Raw genomic sequence first — 17,631 nt, 5'->3', positions numbered from 1 at the left:
ATCGAAGTTTTTGTGCCGAGAGGGTCGCTTCGCGACCCCCGAGGCACAAAAAGTTCGTTAGAAGTAATCGACGCTGGGGGGCAGTTCGAGCTTCATGCCCTTGCGCTCGCGGATCTCCATGGTCTTGTCGCGCTGGAGCGAGTCGGCCATGAACTCGAAGCCGGCGTTCTCCGTGTTCCAGGAGGCACGGCCTTCGGTGGCGGAGCGGATGTCGCTGGCGAAGCCGATCATCTCGTCGACGGGGGCGATGCCCTCGACGACCATGAGGTCGCCTTCCTGGTACATGTCGTCGACGCGGCCACGACGGCCCTGGATCTCGCCGGAGGCGGCGCCCATGTGGTCGTTGGGGACGTCGATGCGGACGTCCTGCATGGGTTCTTTCATGGCGATGTGGCCGTCGATCAGCGACTTGTGGACGGCTTCGCGGGTCGCGGGGATGACCTGGGCAGGCCCGCGGTGGATGGTGTCCTCGTGGAGCTTGGCGTCGTGCAGCCGGATGAGCGTCCCCTGAATGGGCTCGTTGGCCAGCGGGCCGTTGTCGAGGGCTTCCTCGAGCCCCTCGATGAACAGCTCCATCGTCTCGTTCAGGTGCTGGATCCCCTTCGTCTCGTCGAGCAGGATGTTGGTCCCGTGGATGTGCTCGACGACCTGTGAGTCGTCCTTGTCCATGCCGGCGTCCTGCAGCGCCTCGCGGCGTTCGAGTTCCGGCATGTCCATCGAGGCCTCGCCCATCCGGAGAGTGTCGACGAGGTCGTCCGTGAGCGGCTCGACGGAGATGTAGAAGCGGTTGTGGCGGTTCGGCGAGATACCCTCGACCGTGTCGGAGTCGCGCTGGATAGCCTCGCGGTAGACGACGATCGGTTCGCCGGTGTTGACCGGGATGCCCTGGTTCTTCTCGATACGCTGGGTCTGAACCTCGAGGTGGAGTTCACCCTGCCCGGAGATGAGGTGCTCGCCGGTGTCCTCGTTGATCTCGATCTGGATGGTGGGGTCTTCCTTGGAGACCTGACGGAGCGTCTCGATGAGCTTCGGCAGGTCGTCCATCGTCTGGGCCTCGACGGACTTCGTGATGACCGGCTCGGAGATGTGTTCGATGGACTCGAACGGCGTCATCTCGGTGGACGAAACCGTCGAGCCAGCGATGGCGTCGCGGAGACCGGTGACGGCGGCGATGTTGCCGGCCGGGACCTGGTCGACCTCCTCGCGCTCGCCACCCATGTAGATGCCGACGCTCTGGACGCGATTCTTGCCAGCGGTCCCCGAAACGTACAGCTCCTGGCCCTTCTCCAGCGTGCCGGAGAAGACACGGCCGGACGCCACTTCGCCGGCGTGTGGGTCCATCGCGATGTCGGTGACCATCAGGACGACCTCGCCGCTCTCGTCGACGAGTCGCATCGTCTCGGCGAGTTCGGACTCGGCGTCACCGCGCCAGATGCGCGGGATACGCATGGGCTGGGCGTCGACCGGGTTCGGGAAGTGCTCACAGACCATGTCCAGGACGACGTCCGACAGCGGCGTCCGCTCGTGGAGCTCCTGGCGCTTGTCTGCGCGCTCGAGTTCCATGATTTCGCCGAAGTCCATGCCCGTGCGCTGCATCGAGGGCATCGAGACGCCCCACTTGTAGAGGGCGGAACCGAAGCCGACGGTGCCGTCCTCGACGGAGACGGTCCAGTCCTCGATGTCGTCCATCTCCTCGGTCATGCCACGGATGAGGTCGTTGACGTCGCGGATGACGGAGAGGAGTCGTTCCTGCATCTCCTCTGGCCCCTCCTGGAGCTCCGAGATGAGGCGGTCGACCTTGTTGATGAACAGGGTCGGCTTGACGCCTTCGCGCAGCGCCTGTCGCAGGACGGTCTCGGTCTGGGGCATCGCCCCTTCGACGGCGTCGACGACGACGAGCGCACCGTCGACGGCGCGCATCGCACGGGTGACGTCGCCACCGAAGTCGACGTGGCCCGGCGTGTCGATGAGGTTGATGAGGTGGTTGGTATCCTCGTACTCGTGGGTCATCGAGACGTTCGCCGCGTCGATGGTGATGCCGCGTTCCTGTTCGTCCTCTTCGGTGTCCATCGCGAGCTGTTCGCCGGCGGTCTCGTCAGAGATCATGCCGGCCCCCGCGAGCAGGTTGTCCGAAAGTGTTGTTTTACCGTGGTCGACGTGAGCGGCGATGGCGATGTTCCGGATGTTCTCCGGGTCGTCCATCAGCCGTTCACACTCCTGTACGATCTTCTTGCGTCGGCCCATATACTCCCTCGTACCGGTAGCGGGGTCAAAAGGGTGCTGTTTCGTCGTCGCGAACTGCTCCGGGCGAATTCAGGTGCTGCGCCCCGAACGTCCAGTTTGCGTGAGTGGGTGACACGCACTGAACAGGTGATCGATTGCTCCGTCACCGGGCTGTCACGAAACGCGGCGCAACCCTCATGTCCGCCACTCCCTTGGTACCTACACTCATGGAGTTGCACGTGCAGGGAACCGGGCCAGCCGCTCCCTTTCTCAGCGCCCGCGATCTGTTCGAAACCGAGCACGATCTCTCGTTGCCCGTTCGGGTTCGGCTTCGAGACGACCCGGACGAGCGAACGTGGGCGGGCCACTACGACGATCGACACGTGCTCAACATCTCACGACGGGCAGCTTCCTCCGCGATGGCTCGCGAACTCGCCCTCCACGAGTTCGCCCACATGGCCCGATACGAGGAGGACCACCCATCACACGTCCAGTCCATCGAAGAGGTCCTCTACCTCGCCCTCGCGGGCCGCGACGTGGAGCGACGCAAACTGGCTCACTGTTTCCAGATCGCCAACCACATGAAGGACATCTACGCGGACGACATCACGCTCTCGGTGGGTCCCGGCGAGAAACTGCTCTCGTATCTGGAATCGGGCCTGGCCGCGGCCATCGCCGATCGAGCACGGGCCACGCCACGGGGCGACTTCGAGCGGGTCACGACTGGTGCTGATCCGGAGATCACGGCCGTCAACGCCGCGTTCGCCCTCGCACTGGCCGAACGAAACGACATCATCGACGAGGACCACCGGCTGTACGACCTGGCCGACGCAGCCGCGGCGGACGCCCCCTCCGTCGACGCCGACGAGTTCCGGACGCGGTTTCGCGAACTCGGGCACGATCCGGACCCGAGCGGCTACCGCCGTCACCTCGTGCAGGCGACCCGCTCATACGTCGACGGGGACGGGCCGGCGGCCGATTAGGTCCCGTTCCCGGCGGGCGCCGCTCCCGCTCGGACCAGCATCGACCGGTCGAGTTCCGAGACACGCGAACACCCCGAAAGCCCCATCGTCAGATCGAGATCCGCCAGGAAGTTCCGACACACCTGGCGAACACCGTCCTCGCCGTCGATCGCAAGCCCGTAGACGTACGGACGGCCCAGAAATACCATCTCGGCGCCGAGTGCAAGCGCGGTCACGGCGTCGGCGCCGCGCCTGAGGCCGCTGTCGAAGAGGACGGGTTCGTCGTACCCGGCTTCGTCGAGATGATCGACCACGGCGGGCAGTGCCTCGATCGCCGGGAGCGCGGTGTCGACCTGTCGGCCGCCGTGGTTCGAGACGACGATGCCGTCGGCGCCCGAGTCGAGCGCCAGCTCGGCGTCCTCGGGATGGACGATCCCCTTCACGATGATCGGGAGCTCGGTTCGATCACGGAGCCACTCGAGATCCGTCCAGGTGAGCGAGGCGTCACCGAAGACGTCGACGAACTGCATGACGGCCGCGCCCTCGTTCTCCGCGGGGTCCTGACCCAGCAGGTCGCGAAACACCGGATCGGAGAAGTAGTTCCCGACCCCCTCGCCGTCGAGGAAGGGAAGATACCCACGTTCGACGTCTCGCTCTCGCCAGCTGATGATCGGCGTGTCGACGGTCACGACGAGCGCATCGTAGCCTGCGGCCTCGGCGCGGTCGACGAAACTCGCCGTCAGTTCGCGATTCGAACTCCAGTAGAGCTGAAACCACGCCGGGCCATCGCCGACGGCGTCGGCGACGTCCTCCATCGGTTCCGATGCCGCCGAGCTCGAGACGAACGGGAGGCCGAGGTCGGCGGCTGCCCTGGCCGACGCGAGTTCGCCCTCGTCGTGGAGAATGGACTGGACACCGATGGGTGCAAGGCCGACCGGCGCCGGATACTCGGTTCCGAACACCGTCGTGGAGAGGTCTCGCTCGGCCACATCACGGAGCATTCGAGGGACGAGCCGCCACTGCGAAAAGGCCGACCGGTTCTCGGCCGCGGTCCGCTCTCCGCCCGCGCTCCCGGCGACGTAGTCGTACGCCTCCGCATCGAGCGCCTCGCGAGCGGCCGCCTCGAGGTCCTCGAACCGCGGCGGGACCGATGGCCGTTCGTCGGCCAGCATCCCCTGCGTGTACACTTCGATCAATCGCTCGCGGCCGTAGGACGGACCATCGTCGGACATGGCACCACATTCAGCTGAGTCCGACCTATAAATTGGGGAGAACCGACACGCGGCGAACCACCTTCGGGACCGCCACAGGGTTTCGCCGGCTACGAGCGCAACCAGTCGCTTCGAACGGCGACCACGCCGACCGCACCGAGCAGCCCGACCCCGAGCAGCGCCACGGTCGCTATCGGCGAGGTCGCGTCGGCGACGATTCCAGAAACCGGTTTCAGGGGTGCCCGAACGAGTGCAAACGTCATGGACGTCGCACTCAGGACCGTCGCCCGGTTGGCTGTGGCGGCGTGATCGTTGACGTACTGGGTGACGAGCGGCTTCGAGAGGGCGTAGGCGCCCTTCAGGAGAACGAAGACAGGGATGGCCAGTAACGCGACGAACCACGGAACGAGCAGTGAGACTGCGACGCCAAAGGCGAGCCAGACGACCGCGCTCCGACTCCCGAACCGGCTGTATACCGCTCCAGCGCGGTCGCTAGCGATCGCGCCAACCGCCGCGAATGTGGCGTAGAGAACGCCCAGGAGAGCTGGTTCGGGGAGCGGTCGACCGGCGACGGTGACCGATTCGAGCGCGTCGGCGAGCAGCGTCTCCGTGATCGGCTGGATGTACGTATCGGTCGCCTGAACGACCGCGAAGAAACAGGCGACGAACCCGACGAACAGGCGGAGCTTCCGGGAGAACAACACCCTTCGAGTGGTCGATAGCGTACGGTGGAAACTCGCGGTGGCGCCCGCGGAGCTGCCGGCCGGTTCGGCGTCGTCGCCAGCCCCGTCCGACTGGTCGATGTTTGGAGCCGATTGCCCGCCGTCGGGTCGCTCCGTTCGATACCGCTCGTTTCGTGGCATGCTTACGACGATTGCCATCCCGAACCCGTGCAAGGCAGCCGACGCGACGAACGGATACGTCGGATGGAGCACGTACAACAGCCCCCCGACGATCATCGTCGCCGCCGACGTCCACTCGTATATCGCCCCGCCCCGCCCACGGATGCGCGTAAACTCGTCTTCTCGTACCGACTCACGCAAGGTGTCGTAGAGCCAGGCATCCGCCGTCCCGGAGTGAAACGCGGTCGAGATCGACCAGAGCGCGTAGAGGACCACGAACTGCCAGAAGGCCGCCGCGACGACGAACCCCAGCAGCGAGGCCGCCATCGCGAGCAATCCCAGCAGGAGCACGCGACGCCGTCCGATCCGGTCGGCCAGATAGCCGGTGGGCACCTCGAGGACGACGACGAGGACCGCCGAAACCGCGCTCAACAGTCCGATTTCGGTGAACGAGAGGTCGTTCCAGAGCAAAAACAACGTGAAGATCGGCCAGATGAACCCGACCGAATAGGTGGCCATGAAGCCGTAGTACGAGAGAATCGTCCGATCTGAATACGCAAATGCCACGAGTGCTCGGACGGATCTAGCGACGGCGCCCACATAATCGCTTCCTGAACGGAATTTACGTACGCTTCGTGACAGAAGGCGTCGTTGCAGACCGCTCGACGCGCGAACGGCTCCGCCTCACGGAGATGGCACTCAGCACCGATCTGTCGGGAGAAACGCAACTCAAAACGCGAACCGATTATCTTGCGGCAGCAGCGACGCGCTCTTTCTCTTCTTTCTGTCCGACGGCGTAGGTGCCGACGTCACCTTCGGCGGCGCCGACGAGCTGGGTCGCGATGGCCTCCTCGGCGGGCGTGGGCGACTTGAACGAGGCGCTCTGGGCACCCTCGGCGAGGAACTTCAGTGCCTGGTCGACGCGGCGCTGTGGGGCGACGTCGACAGCTTTCGGCACGGAGATGCCACCGTACTTCAGGCGGACGGTCTCCTCACGCGGAGCGGCGTTCTCGACGGCAGTGACGAGGATCTGGATCGGGTTCTCGTCAGTGCGCTCGTGAACGAGTTCGAAGGCATCGCGGACGAGTGAGAGCGTCTGCTGTTTCTTGCCCGTGTTCTCTTCGGTCTGCATCAAGCGGTTGATGAAGCGCTCGACGATCGAGATTTCGGACTTCTGGAACTGCTTCGAGGCGTGACGACCCGCGGTGTGCGCGACTGGCGTGACCGTGATGTAGCGCTTGGTCGAGGGGTCGTTGTACTCGATGCCGGCGACGTCCCAGCGGCCGAATAGCTTCGCAGCGACGGAGTCCTCATCCTCAGCCTCGGCCTCGGCGTCTGCGTCGGTTTGCTCTTCTGCGCTCATGTTATCGCACCGGTTTCTCTGCGTTACCGCGGACCAGTTCGATGAGCGAGACACCGTTTACCTTCTCAACCTTGTAGTTGACACCGGAGATGTCACCCATCGCACGACCCTTCGCCCCACCGATGCCGGCGATGGTGACCTCGTCGTGCTCGTCGATGAAGCTGATCGCGCCGTCGCCGGGACAGAACGCCGAGACCTGCTTCCCGTTCTTGATGAGCTGGACCCGGACACACTTTCGGATAGCCGAGTTGGGCTGTTTTGCCTCGATGCCGATCTTCTCAAGGACGATACCACGGGCCTGCGGGGCACCCTCGAGCGGGTCCGACTTCTCGCGAAGGCCACGAGCGCGTCGCGCGTAGTCCGAGTCGGACCACCGCTGTGACTGGCGGTCCTTCTTCAGCTTCCGCGCGGCGTATTTGCCGTTTGCCATAGTACCCGTCGGTATCCGACGAACACACTTAAGCATCCCCTTTTGGATCGGAAACGAAGCGACGAGAGCGGTCGACGAGGGTCGATGAAGCGATCTCGTGGCGTTTCGGGGACGATACTGTCTGCTCGATGCGTGGTCGGTCGGTTACGAGGCCCGGCCGGGACGCGGCCGGTCAATCACCAGTCTCCGGATCGGTCGCGAACTCACTGCTGCGCTCGACGGACCGACGATCACGCTCCCCTTCGATGGAGCCGACGATGTACTCCGCCGCGGCGACGCTCCAGAGTGCCAGGACGATGCCAGCGACGACGTCGATCGCCCAGTGAATCCCCAGGTACATCGTCGAGAAGACGACACCGGACACCAGGATTGCGGCGAGGACGAACCACTTCGGGAACTCCCGGCGGGTTCGCCAGGCGAACAGCAAGACCACGACCGACAGGGACGTATGAAGCGAGGGAAAGACGTTCGTGTTGTCCGCGATCGCGGCCGTCAGGTCCTGCGTCTGCGGGTAGAAGTCGTACATCAATCCCTCGACCGAGTCCAGGTGGTTCCGCGGCCCGTACGCGATAAAGAGGGTGTAGAGGGCAACGCCGCCAACGACGTAGTTGAGAAGGTACGCGACCAGCAGCTCCTTGAACCGGCGCAACGACGACATCGTGACGTACAGGATCGGTGCCGTCGCCAGCAGATACGGAAAGCCGAACATGTAGAGCGCCGAGAAGACTTCGACGGTCACGTCCGGCACGACACGCTGGAGAACGGCGACGAACTCCCCCTCGACGGCGTAGATCTCGTCAGTAATGTTCCAGCCGATCCGCTGGGAGAGCCGGACGCTGTACTCGGACGTGAGGAACTTCGCCAGGAGGAAGAAGCCGGCGGCGCCGACGTAGGGAGCCAGTTCACGGACCCGACCACGCCGAGCTGCCACGGTGTGGCGGACACGGCCACGATCCAGACACAGCGCGCAGGTGCCGACGAATCCGACTGCGACCGCGATGACGGTGACGACGAGCATCGAACTGAGTGCCATGATTCGGAGGTCCCTCGCGTGACGCGGGCGCCCAGCACGGACGCCGGCACGTTTCTATCATACGAATGGCGTGTTCACGGCATAAGCATTCTCATCTATCGCGGTTACAGAGAGATCGAAACCGACAGCCGTCACGGCCCTCGGGCACACGAAAAGAGCGAATGAACGGCCAAAACCGCACTCAGGTTAGCTGGACGTCGTCGACGTCGAAGTGGCGCGCCGCGAGTCGGCGAGCGGCATCGATCGTCCGTCCGTCTCGGCCGATCGCGACGCCGCGGTCTTCGTCGGCGACCTCGACGTAGGCCACGGTATCGTCGTTCTCGCTCATCGTGACGTTGTAGACGGCTGCCGGCGCGAGCGCGTTGGCGACGAAGTCGGCCGGGTCGTCCGCGTACTCGACGAGCCTGACCGGCTGGTCGACCCGCTCTTCGAACCGATCGACCGTCTCGCCGCCGCGGCCGATCGCCTCGGCGATGTGACCGCGTGCGACGACGATCACCAGCCGATCGTCGAGCTGGAGACAGTCACGGCCGGGCACGCCAGTGACGTCCTCGAAGAGGGCGAGAAAGCGGCGGGCGTCGTCGTCGAGGGTGAGGTCCATCAGTCGGCCGTGGTGTCGCTGCTCGTCGAGCCCATCCGCAGGTCGACGTCACCGGTGCCGAGTTTCACCGGCCGACCGACGATGACGTTCTCGATCACACCGTCGATCGAGTCGATCTCGCCGTGGATCGAGGCGTTCAGCAGGTGGTTGACCGTCACCTCGTAGGCCGCCCGGGCGAGCACGCTCTCTTTGTTGCCGGCGATACCGTGGCGACCGATCGATTCGATCGTCCCCTCGTTGGTCATGATGTCCGCGACCAGCATCAGGTGACGGACGTTGATGTTGTCGAGGCCCTGTTCGACCAGCGTGTTCTTCGTCTCCTCGATGATGATCTCGCGGGCGGCCTCGACGCCGAGGTTGCGGTAGATCTCGTGGATGTTGTTACAGGTCGTCCGCGACGCGTCGACGCCCTCGATAGCGAGTGCATCGCCGAAGGCCGACCCCTCCGTGTAGAGGACGAACTCCTCGTCGGCGTCGAACGGCGAGTCATCCATCTCTTCGCGGCGGATGACGACCCGGGAGATGTCCTCGATACCCTTGAACGTGATCTCGCGCAACTCCTCGACGAGCTGGAGGAGATCGCGATAGGACGGTTCCTCCGGACCGAACTCGACGGTGGTCCCGTTCTGGACGGTCTTCACGCCGAGTTGATCTTCGATGATCTCGGCGACCTCTTCGGCCGTGATCATCCGTTCGTTCAGCGTGTCCTCGTTGAGCGAGATGACGACGCGCATGTCGGCGACGTTCGTCGAGACGTCCCCCAGCGCGAGAATCTTCGTCGCCTCGATCTTCCAGACGACCTCGTGGGCTTTCTCGCGCTCGGTCGCGTACTCCTCGTCCAGGTGGACCGTCATCGTCGGCGTGTCGGGCGTCTTCCGGGCGTCGACCAGCTCGATGAGCCGTGGCAGCCCCTGCGTGACGTCGATCTCCGCGACGCCGGCGTAGTGGAACGTGTTCATCGTCAGCTGCGTTCCCGGTTCGCCGATCGACTGTGCCGAGACCGTCCCAACCGGATCGAGCGGGTCGACGCGAGTATCGCGATACTGACTCTCGACCGCTTGCGCGACGTCGTCGGCCTGTTCGATGGTCAACTCGTCGCGCTCGGCGAGCGTCTCGTAGACGCGATCTTTGAGTCGCGGTGGAAGGTCCGTATCCTCGACGACGGCTTCGACGTCAGCGTCGAGGCCGAGGGCACTCGGATTAGTCATCGGAGGTCACCCCCGTCTCGTCGCCGAGGCGATCGTCTGCGTGCTCGGAGAGGTTGGTCGGACGGGCTCTGTCGCCGAGGAACTGTGCGCGTTCGCGCTCGTCTTCGAACTCCGAGTCGATGACGCGATCGGCGATTCCCTCGACGTCGATGTCGAAGTCCTCGTCGTAAGAGACCTGCACCGGGGAGGTGCCGTCCTCGCCGAACTCGAACTGGACGATCGTGTCCGAGGTGTCCCGGACGGTGCCGTCGTACTGCGCTTCGAGTTCCGAGAGGGCGTTGATGAGTCGACGCTGCAGGTACCCGGACTTGGAGGTCCGGACTGCCGTGTCGACCAGGCCCTCGCGGCCACCCATCGCGTGGAAGAAGAACTCCCGCGGCGTGAGTCCGGCCGTGTAGGAGTTCTCGACGAAGCCGTGGGCCTCGGCCGAGAGGTCGTCCGGTTTGTAGTGACTGAGGGTTCGATCCTCGTAGCCGCGGTTGATCCGCTCGCCGCGGACCGCCTGCTGGCCGACGGCGCCGGCCATCTGGGTGAGGTTGAGCATCGACCCACGGGCCCCGGACTCGGCCATGACGACGGCCGGGTTGTCGCCCTCGAAGTGCTCTTCGGCGATCGTCCCCGCGTTGTCACGGGCACGCGAGAGCGTCTGCATGATCTTCATCTCGAGGGTCTCGTCCAAGGTCCGACCCGGCAGACTCTCGAGTTCACCGCGCTCGTAGGCCTCGATGAGTTCCTGGACGCGATCGTACGCGTCGTCGATGGTCTCGTCGATCTGTTCGCGAGCCTCGGGTTCGATCGTCTCGTCGTCGATCCCGATCGAGAACCCGAAGTGCATGATCGTCCGCATCGCGAGCGTCGACAGCTCGTTGATGAAGATCCGTGCGCGCGTGTTGCCGTAGACCTTCGTGATCGTGTCGACGATTTCGCCGCCGAAGCCACCGACTTCGTCCTCGGCGATGGTGCCCTCTACCAGCTGGCCGTCCTCGATGACGACGTCCTCGCCGACGGTGCCGGTGAACGTGAGGTTCAGGTCGTCGGGGAGGAGTTCGGAGAAGATGGCCCGACCGGTCCAGTACGGCGTGCCGTCCTCCTCGGTCCCGCTCTGCTCGGGCAGTTCGTCGATCCGCGTCGCTCGCAAGAGGTCCAACGCCTGCGTCTCGTTGAAGTGCGGGTTTTCGTGAGTCAGCAGGTAGGTTCCCGAGATGTGGTCCTGGATGGCGCCGATGATGTTCTCACCGAAGCGTGGCGAGAGGATCTGTTCCTGGACACGCATGAGGACGCGAGCCTCGGCACGGGCCTCCTCGTTCTGGAGGGCGTGCATGTTCATCTCGTCGCCGTCGAAGTCGGCGTTGTACGGCGGACAGACGACGGTGTTGAGACGGAACGTCTTGTACGGCATCACCACGACCTCGTGGGCCATGATGGACATCCGGTGCAGCGACGGCTGCCGGTTGAAGATGATGATGTCGCCGTCGACGAGGTGGCGGTTGACCTCCCAGCCGGGGCCGACCGTTTGAACGCCCTCCTCGTCTGCCTGCTCGGTCATGCCCGCGAGCGCCTCGGCGTTCTTCTCGGTCACCTTCAGTCGCCGGCCGTCGGGGCGACGAACGTAGTTCGCGCCGGGGTGCGTGTTCGGCCCGTTCGCGACGTAGCGACGCGCCTCCTCGACGTTACGCTCGGTGACGAGCATCGTCTGAGTCATCTCCGACGCGACGCGATCCGGCACGCCGACTTCGTTTAAGCTGAGCGTCGGGTCCGGCGAGATGACGGTTCGGGCGGAGAAGTTGACACGCTTCCCGGAGAGCGAGCCCCGGAAGCGCCCCTCCTTGCCCTTGAGTCGCTGGCTGAGGGTCTTCAGCGGGCGCCCCGAGCGGTGTCGGGCCGGCGGCGTGCCACTGATCTCGTTGTCCATGAACGTGGTGACGTGGTACTGCAGCAGTTCCCAGAGGTCCTCGATGATCAGCTGTGGCGCACCCGCCTCACGGTTCTCCATGAAGCGCTGGTTGATCCGAATGATGTCGACCAGCTTGTGCGTGAGGTCGTCCTCCGAGCGCTGCCCGTTGTCGAGCGTGATCGACGGCCGTGCAGTGACCGGCGGTACCGGCAACACGGTGAGGATCATCCACTCCGGTCGCGAGCGGTCGGAATCGATACCGAGCACCTCGATATCCTCGTCCGGGATCGCCTCGAACCAATCGCGGATATCGGAGGGCATCAGCTTGTTCGTGTCCTCCTCGGTGAGGTCGATGCTCAGGGCCTTCTCGATCGCCTCGCGCTGTTCTTCGCGCGGGCGGAACGAACCCGAGAGGATCTCGTTGACCCGCGTGAGGTCGATCTCGGTTTTCGCTGCGAGTTCGTCCGGCGTCGTCCGCTCGATGCCTTCCTCCTCGTCGCCCTGCATCGCACCGGCGATGCGCTGGGAGTACTCGCTCGCGAGAACTTCCTGGACCTCGTAGTACGTGGTCGGCTTCTCGTGGTCGATGTCGTACTGAATCTCGCCACAGAACGGACAGCGATCCTTCTTTCGTGCCTGTCGGATCGCCGCCTTCGTCACGTCGTTTAAGTCACGGCCGAGTTTTCGCGACTCGTCGATCTGGTCGCGGAACTCCCCTCGCTCGTCCTCGGTGAGCAACAGTCGAGAGCACTCTCGACAGGTGCCCCGGAGGAGTCGCCGGATGAGTTTCGTGAAGCCGACGTGGATGACGGGCGCGGCGAGTTCGATGTGGCCGAAGTGGCCGTTACAGGAGCCGGAGTGTTTCCCGCAGGTCTTACACTCCAGTCCGGGGTCGATCACGCCGAGACGCGGGTCCATCAGCCCCATGTCGATGGGGAAGCCGTCGTCGTCGTAGGTGTCGGCGGTGATGATCTTCGTCGCGCTCATCTCCCGGTACTCCTCGGGCTCCATGAGCCCGAAACTGATCGATCCGATCTCTTTTGGTGTACTGTGTTGCATGGTTAGACGGCATCCTCCAGTTCGAGTCGCGGCGCGATCCCGAGGGCTTTCATCTCGTCCAAGAGGAGTTTGAACGCGTAACTCATCTCGATCTCGTGGATCTCGGTCTCCTCGTCACAGTTCGGACAGTAGACGCGCCGTTGTTCGACGTTCTCGACGGCACTCATGCCACAGTTGCCGCAGACGTGGATGTACTCGCGGTCGGACTCGTCGAGCAGGCGTTCCTTCAGCGTCAGGGCCGCACCGTGGCCGATGAAGACGTCCCGCTCCATCGTCCCGATACGAAGCCCACCTTCGCGGGCTCGTCCCTCCGTCGGTTGACGGGTCAGTACCTGCACCGGCCCGCGTGAACGGGCGTGCAGCTTGTTCGAGACCATGTGGTAGAGCTTCTGGTAGAAGATCACGCCGACGAAGATCTCAGCCTCGATCTTCTCGCCGGTGACGCCCGAGTACATGACCTCCTTGCCGGCGGAGTTGAACCCGGCGTCTTCCAGCCCACCGCGGAGTTCGTCCTCGTCCTCGCCGAGGAACGGCGTCCCGTCGACGCGTCGGCCTTCCATCGAGCCGAGCTTGCCACCGATCATCTCGAGAATGTGCCCGACCGTCATCCGCGACGGCAGCGCGTGTGGGTTGACGACGAGGTCGGGCACGACACCCTCTTGCGTGAACGGCATGTCCTCCTGCGGTGCGAGGTGGCCCACGACGCCCTTCTGGCCGTGCCGGGACGCGAACTTGTCCCCGAGTTCGGGGATCCGCTCGTCGCGCACGGAGACTTTCGAGAGCTTCGAGCCGTCCTCACCCTCCATCAGCGTGACCGTGTCGACGACGCCGCTCTCGCCCGAGCGCATCGTCACTGACGTTTCACGGCGCTTCTGAGGCGAGAGGCCGCCCATGTCGTCCGGTTCCTCCAAGAATCGCGGTGGACTCGTCTTGCCGAGCAGGACCGAGTTCTCGTCGACGCGGGTCTCGGGGTTGACGAGGCCGTCCTCGTCCAGGTGCGTGTAGGCGTCCTCACCGCGGGCGCCGCGCACGTCCTGAGAGGGGATCTCGAAGCGATCTTCCTGGCCGCCGGGGTAGCGTCGCTCCTCGCCCTCGTAGGTGCGGAAGAAGTGTGACCGAGCGAGCGCGCGCTCGACCGACGCCTTGTTCATGACCAGCGCGTCCTCGATGTTGAACCCCTCGTAGCTCATCACGGCGACGACGAAGTTCTGCGCGGCGGGCCGCTCGTCGAAACCGATCTGTTCGGTGGTCTGGGTCTTGACCATCGAGAGCTGCGGGTAGTGCAGCAAGTGCTGGCGCGTATCGGGCCGGATGCGGTAGTTGGCGCTCGGCAGGCCGAGCGACTGCTTGACCATCCCCGCCCCCATCGTAATGCGCGGACTCGCGTTGTGTTCCGGGTAGGGGATCATCCCTGCACCGATCCCGAAGATCAGCTGTGGATCGATCTCTAGGTGCGTGTGGTCCTCGGTGAGGTCGTCCTCGTCGACGGCGACGAAGATGTCCTCTTCCTCCTCGGCGTCGATGAACTCGATCGAGCCGTGCGCGACCAGATCTTCGAACTCCAGATCACCATCGTTCAGCGCCTCGATCTCGGCCTCGGTGATGCGCGGTTCGCCGTCGTCGACGACGATCAGCGGACGGCGGGCCCGTCCGGCGTCGGCGTTGACGATGACTTCACGCGTTCGTTCTTTCACCGAGACGTTGACCATCTCGGAAACGTCGCCGACGCGACGCGCCTCGCGGATCTGTTCGGCCAGCTCGTTCGGGTCCGGGTGGGTGCCCACCAGCGACCCGTTGACGTACACCTTCGCCTCTCGTTGTTGTTGACTCGCCATATTAGTCGTCTGCCGGTGTTCGGTCGGCGCGTTCGAGGCCCGGAATTCCCTCGACCCCCATCGACGCCAGTTCTCGTTTGAGCGACTGTTCGTCCGCGACGTTCTGTGAGAGCTCCATCGCCTGCGCGAAGTTCTTCACCAGTCCGCAGTTCGGTCCTTCGGGCGTCTCCGAGGGACAGATACGACCCCACTGGGTCGCGTGCAAGTCCCGTGCCTCGAAGTGTGGCTGCGAACGCGACAGCGGCGATCGCAGTCGGCGCAGGTGGGAGAGAACGCCCATGTAGTCCGTTCGGTCGACCAGCTGACTCACGCCGGAGCGCCCGCCGACCCAGTTGCCGGTCGCGATCGGGTGTTCTAAGCGCTCGGTCAGGACGTCCGAGCGGACGACCGTGTTGACCGAGAGGTTCCGGTTGCGCATGTTGGCGCGTTCGAGCTGGTACTTCACGTCGCGAGCCAGCTTGTTCAGCGCCGTCCGGAAGAGGTCCTTCATCAGGTCGCCGCTGACCTTGAGGCGCTTGTTCGCGTAGTGGTCCTTGTCGTCGGAATCGCGGCGCCCGAGTGCGAGTTCGAAACACGCCTCGGCCATCCGACAGAGGTAGTGCGCCTTGTTGATCCGGACGTCCTCCTCGTCGACGCCCTCCTCGTGGAGGTGCGGCAGGAGGTAGCGGTCGATCACGTAGTTGGCTCGCTTCAACTGGTAGTTCTTACCCTGGCCGGAAGCGACGCGCTGCCCGAGGGTTTCGATCGCCTCCTCCTCGGTCTGGACGTCGGCTTCCTCCAGGTTCTCCAGCATGTACTTGACGATCTCGGGGTCGTTCGAAACTTTGTGGACGATCTCCTCGTCCGACTCGAGCCCGAGTGCGCGAACGAGCGTGACGAAGTTGACCGAACCCGAGACCGACGGGAACGACACTTCGAGCAGGCCGTCGCGGGTGCGCTCACAGAGGACGAGCGCGCGGTAGCCACGACGCTGAGAGAAGGTCTTCGCGACCTGGATCTCGTCGCCGTACTTGGTGTCGTACTCCGCCAGGATCTTGTTCGGCGCGAGGTCCTCGCTCGTCATCAGCACGCGCTCGGAGCCGTTGACGATGAAGTAGCCGCCGGGGTCGGCGGGGTCCTCGCCGATCTCGACGAGTTCCTCGTCGGAGAAGCCGGCGATGTTACACTTCTCGGAGCCGACCATGATCGGCATCCGGCCGATCTTCGTCTCGGTCGAGTCGACGACGCGCTCGTCGCCTTCCTCGCCCTTGACGATGGCCATCTCCATGAAGACGGGCGCAGAGTAGGTGATGTTACGCAGGCGGGCTTCCTGGGGGTAGAGCAGTTCCTCGCTGCCGTCGGCTTCCCGCACTCGTGGGGTGACGACGCGGACGTCGCCGAGTTCGACGAAGACGGGCTCTTCACCCTCCTTGTCGCCGATGTCCGTGTCGATCGTCTCCTTCTCGTCCACCACACGCTGCATGCCGCGAGTGAGGAAGGAATTGAACGATCGGAAGTGATGCTCCGCGAGGCGCTCCGCGGAGAAGTATTCACGCGAAATTTCTCGTCGTGCGGCTCTGTCGATGCTCATCAGTCGACCACCATTCTGTATACGATTGCCTGGTCCGTCGTCCGCGAGTCACGGACGATTTTGATGACGTCGCCGACCTCGGCATCGTCGGGCAGGGCCGGATCGGTACGCTTGATCTTTGGTAAGTCTGTGCGATCGATGTCGTACTCGTCGAGCACGTCCTCGATGGCCGCCTTGTCGAGGACGGAGTGCTCGGGAACGAGTTCGTGTTGGCTTACGTCTACCATGTGTAGGTCAGGGGCTGGCTGTCAGCTACCGGGAGAGAAGTGGCTGTCACGAGATACTACAGACGGCTAGCGGCCCAGGGCATTTAACCATTACTAACTTACCCCGGGTAGCGTCGCTATCCGACCCGGCGGTCCGAGCCGGACCAGCCGTTCACACGTGGCGATACCGCACTCACCCATATATCCCTTTGGGGGAGATCCACAGTAACCGAATTTTTTTGTTACGCGTGCGCGAGACCGTACGTCACTGTGCCAAGGGCCCGCCGGTCGAGCTCGCCCCCGAGCAGTGTCGCGTTCTCCCCTACCACACCGCCTTCGATTGGAAAGCCTTATACATATCTCCCGGATACGTATGAGTGCAGAGGCCCGGGTGGTGTAGTGGCCCATCATACGACCCTGTCACGGTCGTGACGCGGGTTCAAATCCCGCCTCGGGCGTCTTCTTCCGCGAACAATTTCGGCGAGCACCGCGTAGCGTGTGCTCGACATCCGTGAGCGGAAAAGACCCTACAAAGGGATTTTGAGCCCTGTCAGTCGCGCGCAGCGAACGAAGGGAGCGAGCACGTCTGAATTCGGTTCAAATCCCGCCTCGGGCGCTTCTTCGATTTTTACTCCAACGAGCGACCGGTGTGCTTGCTGGTCGTGGGACGAGCCGTAACAGGGCACAGCCGACAGTTCATATTCGATGACGCGCCAGGGCCTCGTGCAATGAACACGAAACAAGTCGGCGACATAACGGAGGTACGGATACTGGCCCAGCTGGTTGCGGCGGGCTACTCGGTATCGATACCGTACGGAGACAACGACCCGTACGACCTTCTTGTTGACACCGGATCCTCGGTTCTCAAAGTGCAGTGCAAGACCGGATGGGTCGAGGATGATGTCATCCGATTCAAAACCGCAAGCAAGACGACCAGGGATGGATCCGTAACGATGGTCGATTATGATGACAGCATAGACGCATTTGCCGTCTATTGTGACGGCCAGTCGGAGTTTTATTGGATGCCTGTCGACGAAGCCGGGTCGAAGAGTACGTACCTCCGCCTCACCGAGCCCGAAATCGATCATCCGCGCGTGAATCGCGCGTCCAAATTCACCTTCTCCAATCGATTACCAGAAATGGACGCCGATTGAGACGAACGCTCCCTTCAAACCACCTACCAGGGCACAGCCG

14 protein-coding genes and 1 tRNA gene are annotated in these 17,631 nt (G+C 63.9%); 3 read left to right on the top strand and 12 right to left on the bottom strand.

The window, feature by feature from the left end; all coding sequences use genetic code 11:
* Window positions 1-57: 57 nt before the first annotated feature.
* Entirely contained in the window at window positions 58-2,244 is a 2,187-nt protein-coding gene (locus HALRU_RS02270; protein WP_015299797.1) for an elongation factor EF-2, read from the bottom strand.
* Between the two features lie 206 nt (window positions 2,245-2,450).
* On the opposite strand from HALRU_RS02270, the gene HALRU_RS02265 reads away from it, so the two are divergent.
* Complete coding sequence (locus HALRU_RS02265; protein ID WP_015299796.1) at window positions 2,451-3,206, top strand: DUF5781 family protein; 756 nt, start codon at window positions 2,451-2,453, stop codon at window positions 3,204-3,206.
* Here HALRU_RS02265 and HALRU_RS02260 read toward each other — a convergent pair.
* From HALRU_RS02260 to HALRU_RS02210, 11 genes are all read right to left on the bottom strand, one after another.
* Window positions 3,203-4,417, bottom strand: coding sequence for an alpha-hydroxy-acid oxidizing protein (locus HALRU_RS02260; protein ID WP_015299795.1), 1,215 nt, complete (start codon window positions 4,415-4,417; stop codon window positions 3,203-3,205). The two genes, HALRU_RS02265 and HALRU_RS02260, sit on opposite strands and share 4 nt — an antisense overlap.
* Before the next feature lie 89 nt (window positions 4,418-4,506).
* Entirely contained in the window at window positions 4,507-5,838 is a 1,332-nt protein-coding gene (locus tag HALRU_RS02255) for an MFS transporter (protein WP_015299794.1), read from the bottom strand.
* A 145-nt stretch (window positions 5,839-5,983) separates the two neighbouring features.
* A complete protein-coding gene (locus tag HALRU_RS02250; RefSeq protein WP_015299793.1) occupies window positions 5,984-6,601 on the bottom strand; it encodes a 30S ribosomal protein S7 in 618 nt (205 codons plus the stop codon).
* Between the two features lies 1 nt (window position 6,602).
* Complete coding sequence (locus tag HALRU_RS02245) at window positions 6,603-7,031, bottom strand: 30S ribosomal protein S12 (RefSeq protein WP_007699135.1); 429 nt, start codon at window positions 7,029-7,031, stop codon at window positions 6,603-6,605.
* Between the two features lie 172 nt (window positions 7,032-7,203).
* Window positions 7,204-8,064: a phosphatase PAP2 family protein gene (locus HALRU_RS02240; protein ID WP_015299792.1), complete on the bottom strand. Its 861-nt coding sequence runs from the start codon at window positions 8,062-8,064 to the stop codon at window positions 7,204-7,206.
* A 181-nt stretch (window positions 8,065-8,245) separates the two neighbouring features.
* Complete coding sequence (locus HALRU_RS02235) at window positions 8,246-8,665, bottom strand: NusA-like transcription termination signal-binding factor (protein ID WP_015299791.1); 420 nt, start codon at window positions 8,663-8,665, stop codon at window positions 8,246-8,248.
* Window positions 8,665-9,873: a DNA-directed RNA polymerase subunit A'' gene (rpoA2, locus tag HALRU_RS02230; protein WP_015299790.1), complete on the bottom strand. Its 1,209-nt coding sequence runs from the start codon at window positions 9,871-9,873 to the stop codon at window positions 8,665-8,667. Before rpoA2 ends, HALRU_RS02235 begins: the two co-directional genes overlap by 1 nt.
* A complete protein-coding gene (locus HALRU_RS02225) occupies window positions 9,866-12,826 on the bottom strand; it encodes a DNA-directed RNA polymerase subunit A' (protein ID WP_015299789.1) in 2,961 nt (986 codons plus the stop codon). Before HALRU_RS02225 ends, rpoA2 begins: the two co-directional genes overlap by 8 nt.
* A gap of 2 nt (window positions 12,827-12,828) precedes the next feature.
* Complete coding sequence (gene rpoB, locus HALRU_RS02220) at window positions 12,829-14,661, bottom strand: DNA-directed RNA polymerase subunit B (protein ID WP_015299788.1); 1,833 nt, start codon at window positions 14,659-14,661, stop codon at window positions 12,829-12,831.
* Between the two features lies 1 nt (window position 14,662).
* Complete coding sequence (locus tag HALRU_RS02215; RefSeq protein WP_015299787.1) at window positions 14,663-16,231, bottom strand: DNA-directed RNA polymerase subunit B''; 1,569 nt, start codon at window positions 16,229-16,231, stop codon at window positions 14,663-14,665.
* Entirely contained in the window at window positions 16,231-16,458 is a 228-nt protein-coding gene (locus HALRU_RS02210) for a DNA-directed RNA polymerase subunit H (RefSeq protein ID WP_007699147.1), read from the bottom strand. The genes HALRU_RS02215 and HALRU_RS02210 overlap by 1 nt, the downstream gene beginning before the upstream one ends.
* A 364-nt stretch (window positions 16,459-16,822) precedes the next feature.
* Between HALRU_RS02210 and HALRU_RS02205 the strand changes: the two genes are divergently transcribed.
* Together HALRU_RS02205 and HALRU_RS02200 are read left to right on the top strand one after the other, a co-directional pair.
* A tRNA-Asp gene (locus HALRU_RS02205) sits at window positions 16,823-16,895 on the top strand.
* A gap of 270 nt (window positions 16,896-17,165) precedes the next feature.
* Window positions 17,166-17,591 carry a group I intron-associated PD-(D/E)XK endonuclease gene (locus tag HALRU_RS02200; RefSeq protein WP_015299786.1) on the top strand — a complete coding sequence of 142 codons (426 nt, stop codon included), beginning with the start codon at window positions 17,166-17,168 and terminating at the stop codon, window positions 17,589-17,591.
* Window positions 17,592-17,631 lie beyond the last annotated feature (40 nt).

Origin of the sequence: Halovivax ruber XH-70, assembly GCF_000328525.1 — an archaeon.
GTDB classification, from domain to species: domain Archaea; phylum Halobacteriota; class Halobacteria; order Halobacteriales; family Natrialbaceae; genus Halovivax; species Halovivax ruber.
Note: the sequence above shows the minus strand (reverse complement) of the source record. Positions and strands in the feature narration are given on the sequence as shown.